This is a genomic window from Chryseobacterium endophyticum (assembly GCF_056333165.1).
Genome location: NZ_JBWGXE010000001.1, coordinates 363,087 through 378,129, shown reverse-complemented (window position 1 = coordinate 378,129; position 15,043 = coordinate 363,087). Strand labels below are relative to the sequence as shown.

Here is a 15,043-nt window from a genome sequence, read left to right as displayed (position 1 = left end):
TTAAAACATCTGAATTTGATTCCACCCTTCGCGGTCTCCGTATCCTGCTCCCTTGTAGGTTTTACATACAATCTCTTTGATCACGTACGGAACATCCCGGTAATCGGTAATAGAAACACAGTGTTGACCCAAAAGGTCTTTCCAGCCACGGTCTGCCCGTATGGCCTGGTCAGAATGCAAAACACTGATATGATAGACCTCATATTTCTTTCTTGCTTCTGACAGAAGTTCCGTATGCGTAAAAGTCTGCTGTCCCGTTCCCATAATCTCCCGGATAGCCGATGCAGGAAGGGTTTTCAGGCAGGGCTCGTCACCTACCGTAAACAGCAATCCTCTCTGCCCTCTTTTTTCAAAAGCATCCGTCCGGGTATGGAAAGCGGCAAAATACCAGGCCAGCAGATAACTTTCTCCGCCATTTCCACCGCCTCCGGATTCGATATAAGTTCTAGTCAGCCACATATCCAGTTCTTCATCACCGGATTCAAACTGTCCGACCTGCAACGGATAACTGTCGCATTCATGATCTCCGATTCCCATAAAGAGGAGTGCGGCATCCGGAACCCCGCCCTGGATAATTCCGCCCATCAGCTTAGGAAGCCCTTCCTGGATCAGGTTATACGGGATATGGCCCATGCTTCCGGTAACATCCAGTCCTAAAATAATCGGAAATGATTCCGGGTGTACGGATGAATCCCGGGCTTCTCTAAAGAAGACACCGTTTGGGTTCATCGATTCGTGTGCCCTTCTTTCCGCGTTCTGAGTGAAAATTTCACCTGCACTTTTTGATGCATACCCCATCTTTCTTGCTCTGTCGAAACGAGCATCCATGTCGTATCTTGTACTTCCCATAACGTAAATTTTAGTTAAAGACTGATTTTTATAGTTACCCGTTGCATTCCGGGCTTTATTCTAATGCAATACGGAAATTAATTCTATCCGTTTATTGTTCTCTTGTGTACATGATGTCTGTCCTCAGCACATATTTCAATCCGTTGATCAGCGTTTTTCCTTCGTGTCTTAAAGGATGATGGAAAACGAGAGCGGAACCTTTCTTCGGAGCAACGGTGAACAACCCTTCAAATTCGGTTTTCCCGCCTTCAAAATCATCATTCAGATAGATCATGAAAGTGTAAAAACTCTTTTCATGTTCATTCCTGATGTAGCTTCCGTCGCGGTGCATCTTAAACCGTTGTCCCGGCGAATATTTATAGATTCTGAACATCTCATTAAAACCTGAAACTTCATAATTTTCATAAGTCTGAGGAAGGAATCCGACGGCTTTCTGAAACAGGTTTTCAGCCAGTTTATTATCGAAAACCATCAGCCGGTCATTGTTCCTGATGCCTTTGCTCATGACCTGCCGGCCCTGCATATTGATCTTAGCTTCTTCAAAAACTTGGTCTTTTGTCAGATCAATATAATGGTCGCATTCTTCATTCGTCAGGAAATTTTCGATCAGGAAGATCTCCGGATGCAGTATTGTCTTTTCCATATTTATCAGGTTTTGGTTGATGTTATTTATTTTCTCAATTCATTTCTTACCTCCATCAAAGCGAATCCCAGGAGGTTTTCGCCATTCCACTCCGATGGATTACCGGCTTTAGGATGGGTTTCTAGCATGCCGATGCCCCAAATGGTGTCATACGGACTGGCTTCTACCAAAACCCGGTCTTCCGTGGACAGCAAGAATTCTTTGAGCGCGTCATGCTGCGAAAACTTTAGCAGGTTTCCCTGTTTTACGATCTCATATTTATGCTTATCCCAAAGCTGCGGATCAAAATTTTTGACTTTTCGTCCCAGTTTTTTTACCTGATCCGGAGTTTCAGACTGGATGATCTGTTTTAAAATTTCATGATCGTTAAACAACTTTGCTTTCCCGGCCATCATGTAATGTTCGGCGGTCTTATATAGTATCCCGTTTTCCTGGAACTCAGCAGGAAACCACTGACTGAAACAGGCTTTGGTAATCTCGTCTTTTACCGTATGTCCCCAGAAGAACAGAAAATCCGGTTTTTCTGGTGATTAAATCTTTCGATGATATGCTGTACGGTGTATTTCATGATTGCGTTATTTTTACACAAATTTAAAGGAATATGGATTTACTAGCCAAATTAATTTGTGTTAATTTTACGCTAAATAATTTAATTAATTGATTATCAATGATAAAAATTTCAAGAAATTAGTATTTGAATTGATGAATTTTGCTTATGCCGTGTAGATCTGATAAATGAAAACAGATTGAAGCCTTTTCAGATAAATAAAATTTCCGGATAACAGATCTGTGCTTCTTTTATTATCTCCCGCAGATTTTACAGATTACGCAGATTTCTGTATTATAAAAAATAACTAAGCTAATAAATTACATTTGAATAGTGAAAATCAAGAAGTTTATTTACATGTGAACAATAAATTGATGATGTCACAGATCACGAAAAATCTCAAAATCTGCGCAATCTGCGAGCGTATATTTAAACCTGTAAAAGAAAATCCTCTTTTAATAGTTATTAATGCGAATAAGTTGAAGCTACTTCAGTTCAAAATAAAACCCCTGCTCTTCCAGTTCCTTGTATTTTTCCTGATTAAAGGTAAACAGCTTCCCGGGTCTTCCACTACCCTCTTTCTTGACATTTTCCGTTTCATTCAAAAGTCCGTAGCTCATGATTTTTTTCCGGAAGTTGCGTCGGTCGATTTCCTGTCCCACAATAGTTTTGTAGAGGTTTTCCAGATCTGAAAAGGGGAATTCTTCATTCAGTAAATTAAATCCGATGGGCTGGTATTGTATCTTGGTACGCAGCCTTTTTAACGCCAAATCAATGATTGATTTATGGTCGAAAGCCAGCTCCGGAAGTTTATTGACGCTGAACCATTGGGCATCATCGGCATCCGAATCGGCATACAGCTGGTGGTAAGAAGGATTTACCAATCCAAGATAGGTTACTGAAACAACCCTGTTCCGCGGATCGCGACCCACATTTCCAAAGGTGTAAAGCTGTTCAAGAAAATCTGGTTTAATACCTGCTTCTTCATGCAGTTCTCTTCTCACTGCTTCATCAAGGTTTTCATCATCAAGAACCAGTCCGCCCGGAAGCGCCCATCCGCCTTTGAATGGCTCAATATTTCTTTTGATAAGAAGAATATGAAGGTCTTCTTTGTCAAAATATCCGAAAACAACTGCGTCTACCGCTACTTTTATATCCTGTAATTTCTTTGGGGTATTCATTGTCTGATTTGCGTTGTGAGTACACAAAATTACGATTAAAAGGAAAGATGATCAATAGTAAAGCGAAAATTCTGTTAAACCTCTTTTATTTAAATTTAAAATAGTCTGTACTGAAGTGAAAAGGTTTCTATTTGTTTTTGAGCACAAAGAACGTAGAGATTTTTTGGATCTTATTGGGCATAAGGTACACAAAGCAGTTTCACTTAAAGAATAACAAAAGCGTTTTTAAAAATTTTCAGATTTAAATTTTGCATTCGTTTATTGAGTGAATTAAGAATTATATGATTTAATATCCATGAGATAACTTTTGTTTAATATCGTAAAATTACTGTAGCAAAATAGTGATTTTACGTATTGATTTACTGACAATTATAATCAATTTTGGAAGACAAAAAGGAAACGCCGAAATCCTGAAAAGTAGACATAAGACTAATTTAACACCATTATGAAAACATTATTAAAAGCACTTATTGTGGTCATTATTATCATTGGCGGAGTTCTGATCATTGTTGCCGGAAAGAGACCTTTTCCTGAACCGGAATGCCTTGTCTGCGGTCCGAATCTTGTGAGAATTTTAGGAATTGCAGAAGTCCTTATCGGATTAGGCGCATTGGTTATTCAGGGGGATCTCATCCAAAAGCAAAGAACACTTTAAATGAAAAAGACCGAAATTATATCGGTCTTTTTTTATGTTAATCGTTTAGTTTCAGTACAGCCATAAACGCCGATTGCGGTACTTCTACCCTTCCAATCTGCTTCATTTTCTTTTTTCCTTCCTTCTGCTTTTCCAAAAGCTTTCTCTTTCTGGAAATATCCCCTCCATAACATTTTGCGGTAACGTCTTTTCTCAATGCTTTTATGGTTTCCCTGGCAATTACTTTGGTTCCCAAAGCGGCCTGAACGGCGATATCGAATTGCTGTCTCGGGATCAGCTCGCGGAGCTTTTCACACATCTTTTTACCGATATGATAGGCATTGGAATCGTGAATCAATGAAGATAAAGCATCCACCATGTCCCCGTTGATCAGGATATCCATTTTTACCAGTTTAGATGCTCTGAATCCGATCGGATGGTAATCGAAGGAAGCATATCCTTTGGAAATCGATTTGAGACGGTCATAGAAGTCAAAAACCACCTCAGCCAACGGCATATTGAATACCAGCTCTACCCTTTCAGAAGTCAGATAGCTTTGGTTTACAATTTCCCCTCTTTTTTCGATACATAACGTCATTACCGGACCTACGAAATCGGATTTGGTGATGATGGAAGCTTTGATAAATGGTTCTTCTACCCTGTCCATGATCGACGGATCCATCATTTCAGACGGGTTGTTGATCAGGATCGGCACTTCCGGCTCCTTTTTGGAATACCCGAAATACGATACGTTCGGTACCGTTGTGATTACGTTCATGTTGAACTCACGGTCCAGACGTTCCTGAACAATTTCCATGTGAAGCATACCTAGGAATCCGCAACGGAACCCGAAACCAAGTGCAGCTGAACTTTCCGGCTCAAAAACCAGGGAAGCATCATTCAGCCTTAATTTTTCAAGGGAGAATCTCAATTCTTCAAAATCCTCGGAATCGATCGGGTAAATCCCGGCAAATACCATCGGCTTAACTTCCTCAAACCCTTCAATTGGTCCGGCAGCCGGCTTATCGAATGAAGTGATGGTATCTCCTACTTTTACTTCACGGGCGTCCTTGATTCCGGAAACCAGGTAACCTACGTCCCCGCACTCAACGGTTTTCTTAGGAACCTGCTTCAGCTTCAACGTTCCTACCTCATCAGCCCCGTATTCTTTTCCGGTTGCGAAAAATTTAATCTTTTCGTTTTTTGTAATGCTTCCGTTTACTACTTTAAAATACGCTTCAATTCCTCTGAAAGGGTTGTATACCGAGTCAAAGATCAAAGCCTGAAGCGGTGCATCCGGATCACCTACCGGTGCCGGAATTCTTTTAACGATCTGTTCCAGAAGGTCATGTACTCCTTCCCCGGTTTTTCCGGAAACCCTTAATACATCCTCATAATCACAACCGATCAGGTTCATGATCTCATCGGTTACCTCTTCAGGGTTTGCTGAAGGAAGGTCGATCTTGTTAAGGATTGGAATAATTGTCAGGTCATTTTCCAAAGCCAGATACAGGTTGCTGATGGTCTGGGCCTGGATGCTCTGGGCGGCGTCTACGATAAGAAGCGCTCCTTCACAGGCAGCAATGGAACGGGAAACTTCATAGGAAAAGTCCACGTGTCCCGGGGTGTCGATTAAGTTTAAGATATATTTTTCGCCGTTCAGCTCATAATCCATCTGGATGGCGTGGGATTTAATGGTAATCCCGCGTTCTTTCTCCAGATCCATGTCATCCAGCGTCTGAGACTGTAATTCTCTTTGAGAAACCGTGTTGGTATATTCCAGAAGACGGTCTGCCAAAGTACTTTTACCATGGTCGATGTGAGCGATTATGCAAAAATTTCGTATGTTTTTCATTTAAGAACTATGTAATTTGCAAAGATAATAAAATGCGAGAGAATTCATTATTCTTATTTTGAGGTAAGAAAAAATTAAATTAATCCTTCATTTAATTTCAACTTTTCTTATTTAAAAATATATTCTCCGGTAAGAGATTTTGTCCGGGAAAATTTATTTTTAATATTATGGTTAAGCTTAACTGTTTCTGTTCTTTGTGCAAACGCGAAAACTGATGTTGAAAGAAGTAAAAAAAATACAATCCTTTTCATAGTTAAAAATTTCAGCAAAACTAATCAATCATTTTAAAAATTAAACGACTCTCACAAATAAATTGCAAGAGTCGTCCAACATTAAAAAAATAAACTATTATGGGTATTATTTTTGTCCTGAATTGTTATTGTTTCCGTGAGGTTTTCTTTCGTTCACCTTTTCTCTCATCATTCCTTCGGTCTGAAACAGCTTCAGAACTTTTTGGCAGGGAATTACCTGCTGCATTTTATCTGCATATTTTTTTCTGTTATCCAAAAGCTTCTGCCCTACTTCAAAACTTTGCTGCAGCTTGGCTTTAGCTTCATCGTCGGATAAATTATCCGGATTAAAATTAGAATTAAACTGGCTTTTTATCTGCTTCTGGCTTTCCAGATATTCGTTGTAAACATCCGTAAATTCTTCTTTGTCACTGGGATCTATATCCAGATTATCCATCACCATATTATTTCTGAATTTTGTCAGAAGAGTTTTCCTTTCTTCCGGAGACAGACTGTTGATCACCTCTTTTCTTTGTTTGGGATCCATTTTTTTCCAGTCATAATCCGTTTTTTGGGCATTCAAACCAAACCCGTATATGATAAAAAGCGTAAATAATATCTTTTTCATCTTTTCTTTTTAGTTATATAAATCCAAATAAACATCCTGAGTTGAATTACTCGCCAATTCCGAAATTTCAGAATTTGAGAATGAATCCAGATACTCGTTCATCTGACTTTCTTCCTTTTTAGAAACGGATTGTACCGCCGGTGTTACTGCTTTCTGTACTTTCTCCGATTCTCCGCGGGCAAAAGATTTACTCTCGCCTCGGTCTGTTGTTTTTTGATTATTATCTTCAACAGAAGTTAAATCAGATTTCAGGGTCTCATAAGCGACTTCGCTTTCCTTTTTCGGTTCCTCGTTCGCCGCATAAGAAGTATTTGAATTCTGGATATCATTTGTTTCATTGTTCGTATTGAAAACAAAAGTTGCTCCAAAAATCAGGGCTATTGCTGCTGCTGCACCATATGCCCAGTTAAGTTTAAAGACAGGTGCTTTCTTGCGAGAAAATACCTTATTTATGACATGATTCTGAACATCCTCATATACATTTTCAGAAACTGCATAAATATTTTTACGTTCCAGCTTTTCCAGGTCAAACTCACTCTTCACTCCGCTTAATACTCTTCCCTGAAGATTTTCAAACAAATCGTCAGGCATCGTGTAAATATTCTTACGTTCTAATTTTTCTATGTCGAACTCTTTCATCTCCGTTTTCTCAAAAATTATCTCTCGTAATTTTCCTTTATATAATCCTCTATTTTTTGTTTGGCATAATGATAATTTGTTTTCAGCGTCCCTACCGACATATCTACAATTTTAGATATTTCTTCGTAAGGCAGATCATCATAATACCGCATCATAAATACCAGTTTCTGTTTTTCCGGCAGGCTTTGTATGGCTTTCTGCAGCAAAATCTGTATTTCTTCGGCATCTTCTCCTGCATTATCGGCTACAAGATTCTGCATGTGATATTCCGGATCTTCATCCGTTTTCTGCATTTTCTTCAGTTTATTGATCTGCTGCAAGGCCTCATTGGTTGCAATTCTGTAGAGCCAGGTGTAAAGCTGACTGTCGTTTTTAAACTGATGAAAATTCTGATAAGCTTTAATAAAAGTCTCCTGCAAAGTGTCCTGAGCAAGATCTCCGTCCACAATAATTCTTCTTATGTGCCAGTACAATCTGCTTTGATAAGCATCCATCAAAGCGCGAACTCCTTTTTCCTGAGTTCGAGGGTCTTGCATCAACGAAATAATTTCCGCGTCCTTAATCTTCATAAGATGCTTTCACTGTTTTGGATTACAAAAATAACTGAAAGTTAAATCAACTATTCAATTTTCAGTCCAATATACTCATTATTTACAAATATCTATATGTCCGGATCTGAGAAATATCGTATCTATATCCTTTCACCATTATGTTCCTTAAATTTGTGCTGTCTGTACTGAAATAATTATGAATTTTTTAAATTTAAAAATCAATTACTGAAAAGCGTTGCAAAATTTAATTTCCCTGATGACAATCTGTACCTGACAGCATCATCTGTACGCCAAATATATTACCTAATTAAAATTTAATTTAAATCAAAAAAATGCTGCCACCCTCTCCTATCTTCTGCCTAAATCTTATCTTTGTTAGATGCAAATTGTAATTATCGGTTCCGGAAATGTGGCCTATCATCTGGCAAAAGCTTTTGTTCTGAATCATATTCCTTTAACCCAGATTTTTGGAAGGAATGAGAAAGAGATGAGCAAAATCTCGCAGGAATTAAATATCCCTTTTTCTACAGATCGACTTGAGGATGCGGATCTCTACATCCTCTGTGTAAGTGATAATTCCGTCGAAGCTGTTTCGGAAATGATTTTAAACAAAAATTGTCTGGTCGCTCATACTTCAGGGTCGCTTCCCAAAGAAATTTTGTCAGGAGATTACCGCAAAGCAAGTTTTTATCCTTTACAGACCTTTTCCAAATCCAAATCACTGGATTATTCTAAAATTCCTTTTTTCATAGAAGCCGAAAATAAGGAAGACCAACACATTCTCTTCAGTCTTGCCTCAAAGATTTCAGAAAATGTGATGGAAAGCACTCACGAAAAAAGGAAATATATCCATCTGACTGCTGTATTTGCCTGTAATTTTGTCAATCATCTCTTTTCCAGGGCGAAAGAAATTTCGTATGCACAGGAAATTCCGTTCGATTATTTTTTACCGCTGATTGACGAAACCGTTCAGAAAATCCACAAAATAGATCCGAAAGATGCACAGACCGGTCCGGCCGTAAGAAACGACAAAAGAATCCTGGAACTGCACGAACAGCTCTTAAAAGACGAAAGCCTGGAGATTTATAAAACGATGAATCTTTCCATCAAAAAGATGTATCAATTGCCATAATGTTTTAACTTTGAGAAAAACCGAAAAAATGAATACCAACATAATACGCTCCCTCATTATAGGGGCAGCCATTGTCATTACGGCACTTATTTTAGGCTCAAGTTTTAAAAACAGGAATTTAAAGCAGGACACGATATCCGTTACGGGCCTGGGTTCCAAAGATTTTATTTCGGACGAAATCAGCTGGAGCGGAAGTTTTGATGCCAGTGCTTTTGATGCGAAAGAAGCGTACAACATCATTTCCCAGGATAAAGAAAAGGTAAAAGCTTTTTTCTACAGCAAAGGTTTCAAAGCCGGGGAGTTTACTTTCGGCGGTGTCAATTTTTCAAGATCTTTCCGTACGGTAACCACGAAAGAGTCTGACGGTACGGAAAAGTCCGAAGATATTTTTGACGGCTACAAAGCTACCCAAAGTGTATTTTTCAGGGCTAAAAAAAATCCGGCACTAATGAAAAAGATCGAAAGCGTGATCGATAAAACCGCAGAACTCATCAACAACGGAGTACAATTTGAGCCGGCTTCACCTCAGTACACGTATTCCGATCTTGCCTCACTGAAACATAATTTAATCGAAGCCGGAGCAAAAGATGCCAGACAGAGGGCTGAAAAAATTGTGAAAAGTGCCGACGGCGATCTGGGCAAACTCAAAGATGCATCGATGGGCGTATTTCAGATTACCGCAAAAGGATCTACGGATGAAGACAGCTATGGCGGGAATTTTGACACTTCAAGTAAGGAAAAATCGGCAAGGATCACCGTAAGACTTACCTATAACCTCGATTAGACGATTATATTTTAAAATTAAATGAGTTATAAAGAAAAATTAAAAGATATTAAAGCTTTTGTATTTGATGTAGATGGCGTTTTTACGGACGGAAGCGTCTACCTGATGCCCGGTGGAAATATGTCCCGGGTAATGAATGTTCTGGACGGCTATGCGGTCGTAAAAGCTTTAAAAAACAATTATTTGATCGGCGTCATCACAGGAGGAAACGATGAGATGGTGAAACACCGGATCAATTATCTCGGGATCAAAGATTATTATGCAAAATCTCACGATAAAATGGCAGATTTTGAAGATTTTAAATTAAAATACAATCTTACCAATGAAGAAATCCTTACCATGGGCGATGATATTCCTGATCTTCATATCATGAAAAATTCCGCCATTGCGGCGTGCCCTGAAAATGCCGTTCCGGAAATCAAAGAAATTGCCACTTATATTTCTCCCATAAAAGGTGGGAGCGGGGCCGTACGTGATGTCATTGAACAGGTAATGAAGGTGCAGGGAAAATGGCACGATGACAACACGCAATCCATTTAAGCATTTATCAATGAAATTATTATTAGCATCACAATCTCCAAGGAGAAAAGAATTACTAACGAATCTGGGTTTTACCTTCGAGGTTGTAAAAATTGACTGTCAAGAGATTATTCCGCAACATATAAAAGTAGGAGAGGCGGCCGGCTATCTTTCTGAGCTGAAAGCGGATGCATTCCGTTCCCTTGAACAGGGAGAAGTCCTTCTAACCGCAGATACCGTGGTAGCCATCGGCAGCCAGCTTCTGGGAAAACCTAAAGACGAAAATGATGCGAGAGAAATGCTGAAATCCCTTTCAGGAAAAACCCACCAGGTATACACCGGGATTACTATTAAAACCTCAGACCAAACAATCACCGAGACAGACCTTGCCGATGTGGAGTTCGATGATCTTAATGATAATGAAATAGAATATTATATCCAGCACTACAAACCTTTCGACAAAGCCGGAAGCTACGGAATTCAGGAGTGGCTGGGAATGGCAAAAATAAAAAAAGTAAACGGAAGCTTTTACACGATTATGGGACTTCCTACCCATTTGGTTTACAAAATTTTGAAAGAAATATAACGAGTTTCAAAATAAAATTTTATTATTTTTACAAAATTATCAAACCGCTTTATAATAAAAAGTGGATTAGCGAGTTATATTGAAATAATGAAAAAAAATATTTTATTCCTTTTAACCCTTTGTATTGTTGCCTCTTGCGCTACGAAAACCAAGAAGCCCGAGCAGCGATCGAAGTTCATGAAAGGATTTTCGACATACTACAATACATTATTTAATGCAAAAGATGCCTTAAATAATGAGTTTGAAACCAGAGACAAGGCCCATAAGGACAATTTTTATGCGCCCTATATTCCTATTCTTACGTATGAAGATCAGCCTTTGGGAAGTGATCTGGGACAGTCTCAGTCTTTTGCTGAAAATTCTATGAAAATCGCGGAAGTAAACCGTCCGGCACAGAATAACAGCAATAAAAGGGGAGGGCCGCCTGCAATGCCCCCAGGAATGCCTGGAAATAATGCGCCCGGAAACACCATTTCCGAAGACCCGAGCCAGCCCGAGCAAAAAGGGGCAACCACCCTGGAAATTGCTGAGGCAAAGGCTTTAAAGGCCATCAATAAATATTCGGTCATTAAACACGGTGAGGAGCAAAACAAACAGATTTTTGATGCTTATATGATTCTCGCCCAGGCAAGAATTTACCGCGGAAAATCTCTGGAAGCTTTGGATGCACTAAATTATGTGTTCACCCACATGAAAGATGATAAAAGAATTCCTCTGGCAAGAATTTATCAGGGTCTGGCGTACGATCAGATTAAAAATTATCATAAAGCCCACGAAACTTTCGCTAAATTGAAAAGTGAAAAGATCGACAGGCAGTACGAAAAACTATTAAGCATCTATTATTCCGAATCCCTTCTGGATGCAGGAAAAAAAGAAGAAGCGATAAAAGAACTCGACAATGCCTTTGAGCTCAACAGCAACCGAAAACTTAAAAGCAGAATTGCTTATCTGAGAGGGCAGGTACTGGAAGGTCTAAATCAGAATGAAAAGGCGAGGGAAAGCTTTATCGCCGCCTATAAATATGCCAACAACTTCGAGTTTGAAGTAAAATCACAGATCGAAATCGCAAAAACCTTTAACGGAAACGGAGACTATAGCGGAGCCCGAAAATACCTTGAAGATATCAGTAAAAAAGGAACATACGCATCGAGAAAGAATGAATTTTACTATGCCTTGGGACTCATGGCCAACAAAGCCGGAAAAAAAGACGAAGCCCAGGAATATTTCAGAAAATCACTGAAGGAGAAAGTTTCCGACGGACAGATCCGTGGTCTTGCTTATTATGAAATAGGGAAGGGATATCTTGATAAAAACGACTATATCGGGGCAGGAGCTTATTATGATTCGGCTTTAGCCGTGATGACCTATGAACCATCCAAAATTCTTTTAGCAGATCAATCCGTTTACATCAAAAAGATTTCAAAGAATTATTATCAGATCAAAAAGAACGACAGCATCCTGAACCTGGCAAAGATGTCAACGGAACAGAAAACTGACTTTTTCACAAAATACATTGCTAAAATTAAAGCAAAAGAAGATAAGGAAGAGCTGGAAAGAAGACGTGCTGAGAGAAACAAAGGCTTTGATACGGGAGATTACAATGCGACTTCTATTTTTGCCAACAGTTCAAATTCTTTCGAAGATTTCGGGGTGACACAAAGAGGTTTTTATTTCAGCAATACAGGAACGGTTTCCAAAGGAACCCAGACCTTTAAACAGACCTGGGGCGACAGGGCGCTTGTAGACAACTGGCGGTTCTCCAAGAAAATGGCGACTATCGAAGATCTGAAAAATGATGCGCTGGGAACTACGACAGCCCCGAATCCGAGACGTTTTGAACCTGCTTTTTATATAGAGCAGCTTCCTACTGATGCCGCAAAGCTCAGCCAGCTGAAAAAAGACAGGGATACCGCTTCATTAGGACTTGGCGTCATGTATCAGAATTACTTTACCAACACTCCATTAGCGACAAAGACCCTGTATGATCTTGTGGATGTAAAACCTGAAGAAAAAGTAATGCTGCAGGCTTTATATGAGATCTTTGCGATGAATCATGAAAAAAATCCGCAGGCTGCCGCACGTGCAAAACAGATTCTTTTAACCGATTATCCGTACACTTCCTACGCAGAATTTGCCAGAAATCCAAAGAACAATACCTTCGTAAAATCTTCAGCAGATGTGGAAAGTCAGTACAAACAGGCTTTTGCTTTATATGAATCTGAAAAGTTTGCCGAAAGTAAAGACCTCATTGATAAAACCATTCAGCAGTATCCTAAGGATGCACTGGTTCCGAAGCTTTACCTGCTGGGAGCTTTCAATTCCGGAAAGGCAAGTGGAAAGGAAGTGATGATTCTTCAGCTGGAACAGATTGCTTTAAATTACGGCAAAACTCCTGAAGGCGAAAAGGCCAAGGAAATGCTGAACTACCTGAAATCTGACATCTCTTTTCAGGCTACTGACAACAAAGGAAATGTGATGGTTCAAAACAACAACACAAACAATGTGAATAATGCTCAGCAGCAGACTTCACAATCCTTCAACACCAACGGTCCTCCTGCTAAACCTGGCAGCGGGCAGATGAACAATCCTCAATCTCAATCGTCGCAGCCACAGAAAATGAATAATAACCGGCCACAGAGAAAGGGGAATCTAAATAATCAGCAGATGCAATTAGATTCGATTCCTTCGAAACCACAGTAAAATAAAAAAGCGAAGAGTAATTTCTTCGCTTTTTCTATAGTTAGTCAGACAAGTCGGAGGGCTTCTTTTTTTTGACCCCATGAAAATCTTTTAGGTAGAAAGGTTCAAAATACGCGATGTCTTCGAATTCTTTCCGATTGATTTTCTCTAATGTTTTTCTGATCAGGAATTGTGCGGAAGGGTAGACCTCTTCGTCAAAATCGGCACGCGGGAGCTGTAAAATCTCTTTAGCCTTTTTGGCTCCGTCACCCACAAAAATCAGTTTTTTATCTTTAAATTCTTCAAATGAAGTTTCATCTAAGATCTTCGCCTCCGTATCAGAGATCATTTCTCCGGTTTTTCCTTCATAAACAGCCGTATAGACTTCCATTCGTCTGGCATCTACCAGAGGTATCACCAGATCGTAGTTTTTGTCCAGAAAAGGCTCTATCATAGTATCGAGGGAATTGACGGCGACCAGAGGAATTTTCAATCCGTAGCAAAATCCTTTTGCAGAAGAAGCACCAATCCTTAAGCCGGTGTAAGATCCGGGGCCTTTTCCCAGAGATACAGCCTCGATATCCTTGAGTGAAATTCCGGCTCCTTCCAAAGCCCATTCCACGAAAGAGTGAAGACTCTCGGACTGTTTATAGTTTTCTGAAACTTCTTCGGTAAGACACAATAGCTTTTCATCTTCTGATATGGCTACCGAGCAGTTTCTGGAGGAGGTTTCAATGTGTAATATTTTCATTTTAAAAATAACAATTTAGCAGGCAATCATTTGCTTTCATTAGAATAATCGTGCAAATTTAAGGTATTTATTTTAAGATTATTTTCGGTAAATCGTCCTTGGCTCAGCCTGGGCAGAAGGGTAGATGGTCATGTCCGAAATGCAGACATGCTTTGGTGCATTGACGCAGTAAGCAATAGAATCTGCAATATCTTCCGCTTTCAGAGGTTCGTATCCGGCGTATACCGTAGCTGCTTTCTCCTGATCTCCTTTAAATCTGACTACCGAAAAATCCGTCTCCACGGCTCCCGGCTGAATATTTGTCACTTTGATCCCAAATTCGGTCAGCTCAATTCTCATTCCTTCTGAAATCACATCAACTGCTTTTTTGGTTGCGCAATACACAACTCCGTTGGCATACGTCTGTCTTGCCGCAACGGAACTGATATTTACGATGTGCCCCGAATTTCTTTCCTTCATTCCTGGAATGATCATTTTTGAGACATATAAAAGTCCTTTTACATTTCCGTCGATCATCGAATCCCAGTCGTCTGTTTTTCCTGCAGAAAGAGGGTCGAGGCCGTGTGCATTTCCGGCATTATTGATCAGGACATCGATCGTTCTCCATTCTTCCGGAAGATAGTGGATAGCGGTTTCGACTTCTTCCAGATTTCTGACATCAAAATTTAAACTAAATATTTCGGTGAATTGAGATAATTCGTTTTCTAACAACTCGAGTACTTCTTTTCTTCGTCCGCAGATGATGATTCTGTTGCCCTGTCTGGCCAGAAGTTCTGCTGTAGATTTTCCGATTCCGGACGTTGCGCCGGTAATTAATATCGTTTTCATAAAAATT

At 39.6% G+C, this 15,043-nt stretch carries 16 protein-coding genes; 6 read left to right on the top strand and 10 right to left on the bottom strand.

Translation table 11 applies throughout. From position 1 onward, the window contains the following. The 4 genes from AC0N32_RS01810 to AC0N32_RS01795 form a co-directional block, all read right to left on the bottom strand. Positions 1–849: a hypothetical protein gene (locus AC0N32_RS01810; RefSeq protein ID WP_476392172.1), complete on the bottom strand. Its 849-nt coding sequence runs from the start codon at positions 847–849 to the stop codon at positions 1–3. 91 nt (positions 850–940) lie between these two features. Further along, positions 941–1,492 (bottom strand): 2OG-Fe(II) oxygenase, encoded by a 552-nt coding sequence (locus tag AC0N32_RS01805; RefSeq protein ID WP_476392171.1) that lies wholly within the window; start codon positions 1,490–1,492, stop codon positions 941–943. A 26-nt stretch (positions 1,493–1,518) separates the two neighbouring features. Next, entirely contained in the window at positions 1,519–1,968 is a 450-nt protein-coding gene (locus tag AC0N32_RS01800) for an NADAR family protein (protein ID WP_476392658.1), read from the bottom strand. Between the two features lie 556 nt (positions 1,969–2,524). Continuing rightward, complete coding sequence (locus AC0N32_RS01795) at positions 2,525–3,220, bottom strand: NUDIX hydrolase (protein ID WP_476392170.1); 696 nt, start codon at positions 3,218–3,220, stop codon at positions 2,525–2,527. Positions 3,221–3,665: 445 nt separating this feature from the next. On the opposite strand from AC0N32_RS01795, the gene AC0N32_RS01790 reads away from it, so the two are divergent. Beyond that, positions 3,666–3,875: a hypothetical protein gene (locus AC0N32_RS01790; RefSeq protein WP_476392169.1), complete on the top strand. Its 210-nt coding sequence runs from the start codon at positions 3,666–3,668 to the stop codon at positions 3,873–3,875. A 37-nt stretch (positions 3,876–3,912) separates the two neighbouring features. Here the strand turns inward: AC0N32_RS01790 and lepA are convergent, their stop codons facing one another. The 4 genes from lepA to AC0N32_RS01770 form a co-directional block, all read right to left on the bottom strand. Next, positions 3,913–5,709, bottom strand: coding sequence for a translation elongation factor 4 (lepA, locus tag AC0N32_RS01785; protein WP_294249722.1), 1,797 nt, complete (start codon positions 5,707–5,709; stop codon positions 3,913–3,915). A 357-nt stretch (positions 5,710–6,066) separates the two neighbouring features. Further along, positions 6,067–6,567, bottom strand: coding sequence for a hypothetical protein (locus tag AC0N32_RS01780; RefSeq protein WP_476392168.1), 501 nt, complete (start codon positions 6,565–6,567; stop codon positions 6,067–6,069). Positions 6,568–6,576: 9 nt separating this feature from the next. Then, positions 6,577–7,206: a hypothetical protein gene (locus AC0N32_RS01775; protein ID WP_476392167.1), complete on the bottom strand. Its 630-nt coding sequence runs from the start codon at positions 7,204–7,206 to the stop codon at positions 6,577–6,579. Between the two features lie 17 nt (positions 7,207–7,223). Beyond that, complete coding sequence (locus tag AC0N32_RS01770; protein WP_089861254.1) at positions 7,224–7,775, bottom strand: RNA polymerase sigma factor; 552 nt, start codon at positions 7,773–7,775, stop codon at positions 7,224–7,226. 361 nt (positions 7,776–8,136) lie between these two features. Between AC0N32_RS01770 and AC0N32_RS01765 the strand changes: the two genes are divergently transcribed. From AC0N32_RS01765 to porW, 5 genes are all read left to right on the top strand, one after another. Beyond that, positions 8,137–8,889 carry a Rossmann-like and DUF2520 domain-containing protein gene (locus AC0N32_RS01765; RefSeq protein WP_476392166.1) on the top strand — a complete coding sequence of 251 codons (753 nt, stop codon included), beginning with the start codon at positions 8,137–8,139 and terminating at the stop codon, positions 8,887–8,889. A gap of 28 nt (positions 8,890–8,917) precedes the next feature. Then, a complete protein-coding gene (locus AC0N32_RS01760) occupies positions 8,918–9,673 on the top strand; it encodes an SIMPL domain-containing protein (protein WP_476392165.1) in 756 nt (251 codons plus the stop codon). A gap of 21 nt (positions 9,674–9,694) precedes the next feature. Continuing rightward, positions 9,695–10,213, top strand: a complete 519-nt coding sequence (locus AC0N32_RS01755; protein ID WP_476392164.1) for a KdsC family phosphatase — start codon at positions 9,695–9,697, stop codon at positions 10,211–10,213. Between the two features lie 10 nt (positions 10,214–10,223). After that, on the top strand, positions 10,224–10,778 hold the full coding sequence (locus AC0N32_RS01750) for a Maf family protein (RefSeq protein WP_476392163.1): 555 nt from the start codon (positions 10,224–10,226) through the stop codon (positions 10,776–10,778). Between the two features lie 87 nt (positions 10,779–10,865). Then, positions 10,866–13,478, top strand: coding sequence for a type IX secretion system periplasmic lipoprotein PorW/SprE (porW, locus tag AC0N32_RS01745; RefSeq protein ID WP_476392162.1), 2,613 nt, complete (start codon positions 10,866–10,868; stop codon positions 13,476–13,478). 40 nt (positions 13,479–13,518) lie between these two features. Here porW and tsaB read toward each other — a convergent pair whose 3' ends face one another. Beyond that, on the bottom strand, positions 13,519–14,208 hold the full coding sequence (gene tsaB, locus AC0N32_RS01740) for a tRNA (adenosine(37)-N6)-threonylcarbamoyltransferase complex dimerization subunit type 1 TsaB (protein ID WP_476392161.1): 690 nt from the start codon (positions 14,206–14,208) through the stop codon (positions 13,519–13,521). A 78-nt stretch (positions 14,209–14,286) separates the two neighbouring features. Next, a complete protein-coding gene (locus tag AC0N32_RS01735) occupies positions 14,287–15,036 on the bottom strand; it encodes an SDR family NAD(P)-dependent oxidoreductase (RefSeq protein WP_476392160.1) in 750 nt (249 codons plus the stop codon). Positions 15,037–15,043: the final 7 nt, after the last annotated feature.

Bases quoted from the DNA above. Each gene is read 5' to 3' on its own strand.
- AC0N32_RS01810 (WP_476392172.1), bottom strand. From the start codon at position 849: ATGGGAAGTACAAGATACGACATGGATGCTCGTTTCGACAGAGCAAGA.
- AC0N32_RS01805 (WP_476392171.1), bottom strand. From the start codon at position 1,492: ATGGAAAAGACAATACTGCATCCGGAGATCTTCCTGATCGAAAATTTC.
- AC0N32_RS01795 (WP_476392170.1), bottom strand. From the start codon at position 3,220: ATGAATACCCCAAAGAAATTACAGGATATAAAAGTAGCGGTAGACGCA.
- AC0N32_RS01790 (WP_476392169.1), top strand. From the start codon at position 3,666: ATGAAAACATTATTAAAAGCACTTATTGTGGTCATTATTATCATTGGC.
- lepA (WP_294249722.1), bottom strand. From the start codon at position 5,709: ATGAAAAACATACGAAATTTTTGCATAATCGCTCACATCGACCATGGT.
- AC0N32_RS01780 (WP_476392168.1), bottom strand. From the start codon at position 6,567: ATGAAAAAGATATTATTTACGCTTTTTATCATATACGGGTTTGGTTTG.
- AC0N32_RS01775 (WP_476392167.1), bottom strand. From the start codon at position 7,206: ATGAAAGAGTTCGACATAGAAAAATTAGAACGTAAGAATATTTACACG.
- AC0N32_RS01770 (WP_089861254.1), bottom strand. From the start codon at position 7,775: ATGAAGATTAAGGACGCGGAAATTATTTCGTTGATGCAAGACCCTCGA.
- AC0N32_RS01765 (WP_476392166.1), top strand. From the start codon at position 8,137: ATGCAAATTGTAATTATCGGTTCCGGAAATGTGGCCTATCATCTGGCA.
- AC0N32_RS01760 (WP_476392165.1), top strand. From the start codon at position 8,918: ATGAATACCAACATAATACGCTCCCTCATTATAGGGGCAGCCATTGTC.
- AC0N32_RS01755 (WP_476392164.1), top strand. From the start codon at position 9,695: ATGAGTTATAAAGAAAAATTAAAAGATATTAAAGCTTTTGTATTTGAT.
- AC0N32_RS01750 (WP_476392163.1), top strand. From the start codon at position 10,224: ATGAAATTATTATTAGCATCACAATCTCCAAGGAGAAAAGAATTACTA.
- porW (WP_476392162.1), top strand. From the start codon at position 10,866: ATGAAAAAAAATATTTTATTCCTTTTAACCCTTTGTATTGTTGCCTCT.
- tsaB (WP_476392161.1), bottom strand. From the start codon at position 14,208: ATGAAAATATTACACATTGAAACCTCCTCCAGAAACTGCTCGGTAGCC.
- AC0N32_RS01735 (WP_476392160.1), bottom strand. From the start codon at position 15,036: ATGAAAACGATATTAATTACCGGCGCAACGTCCGGAATCGGAAAATCT.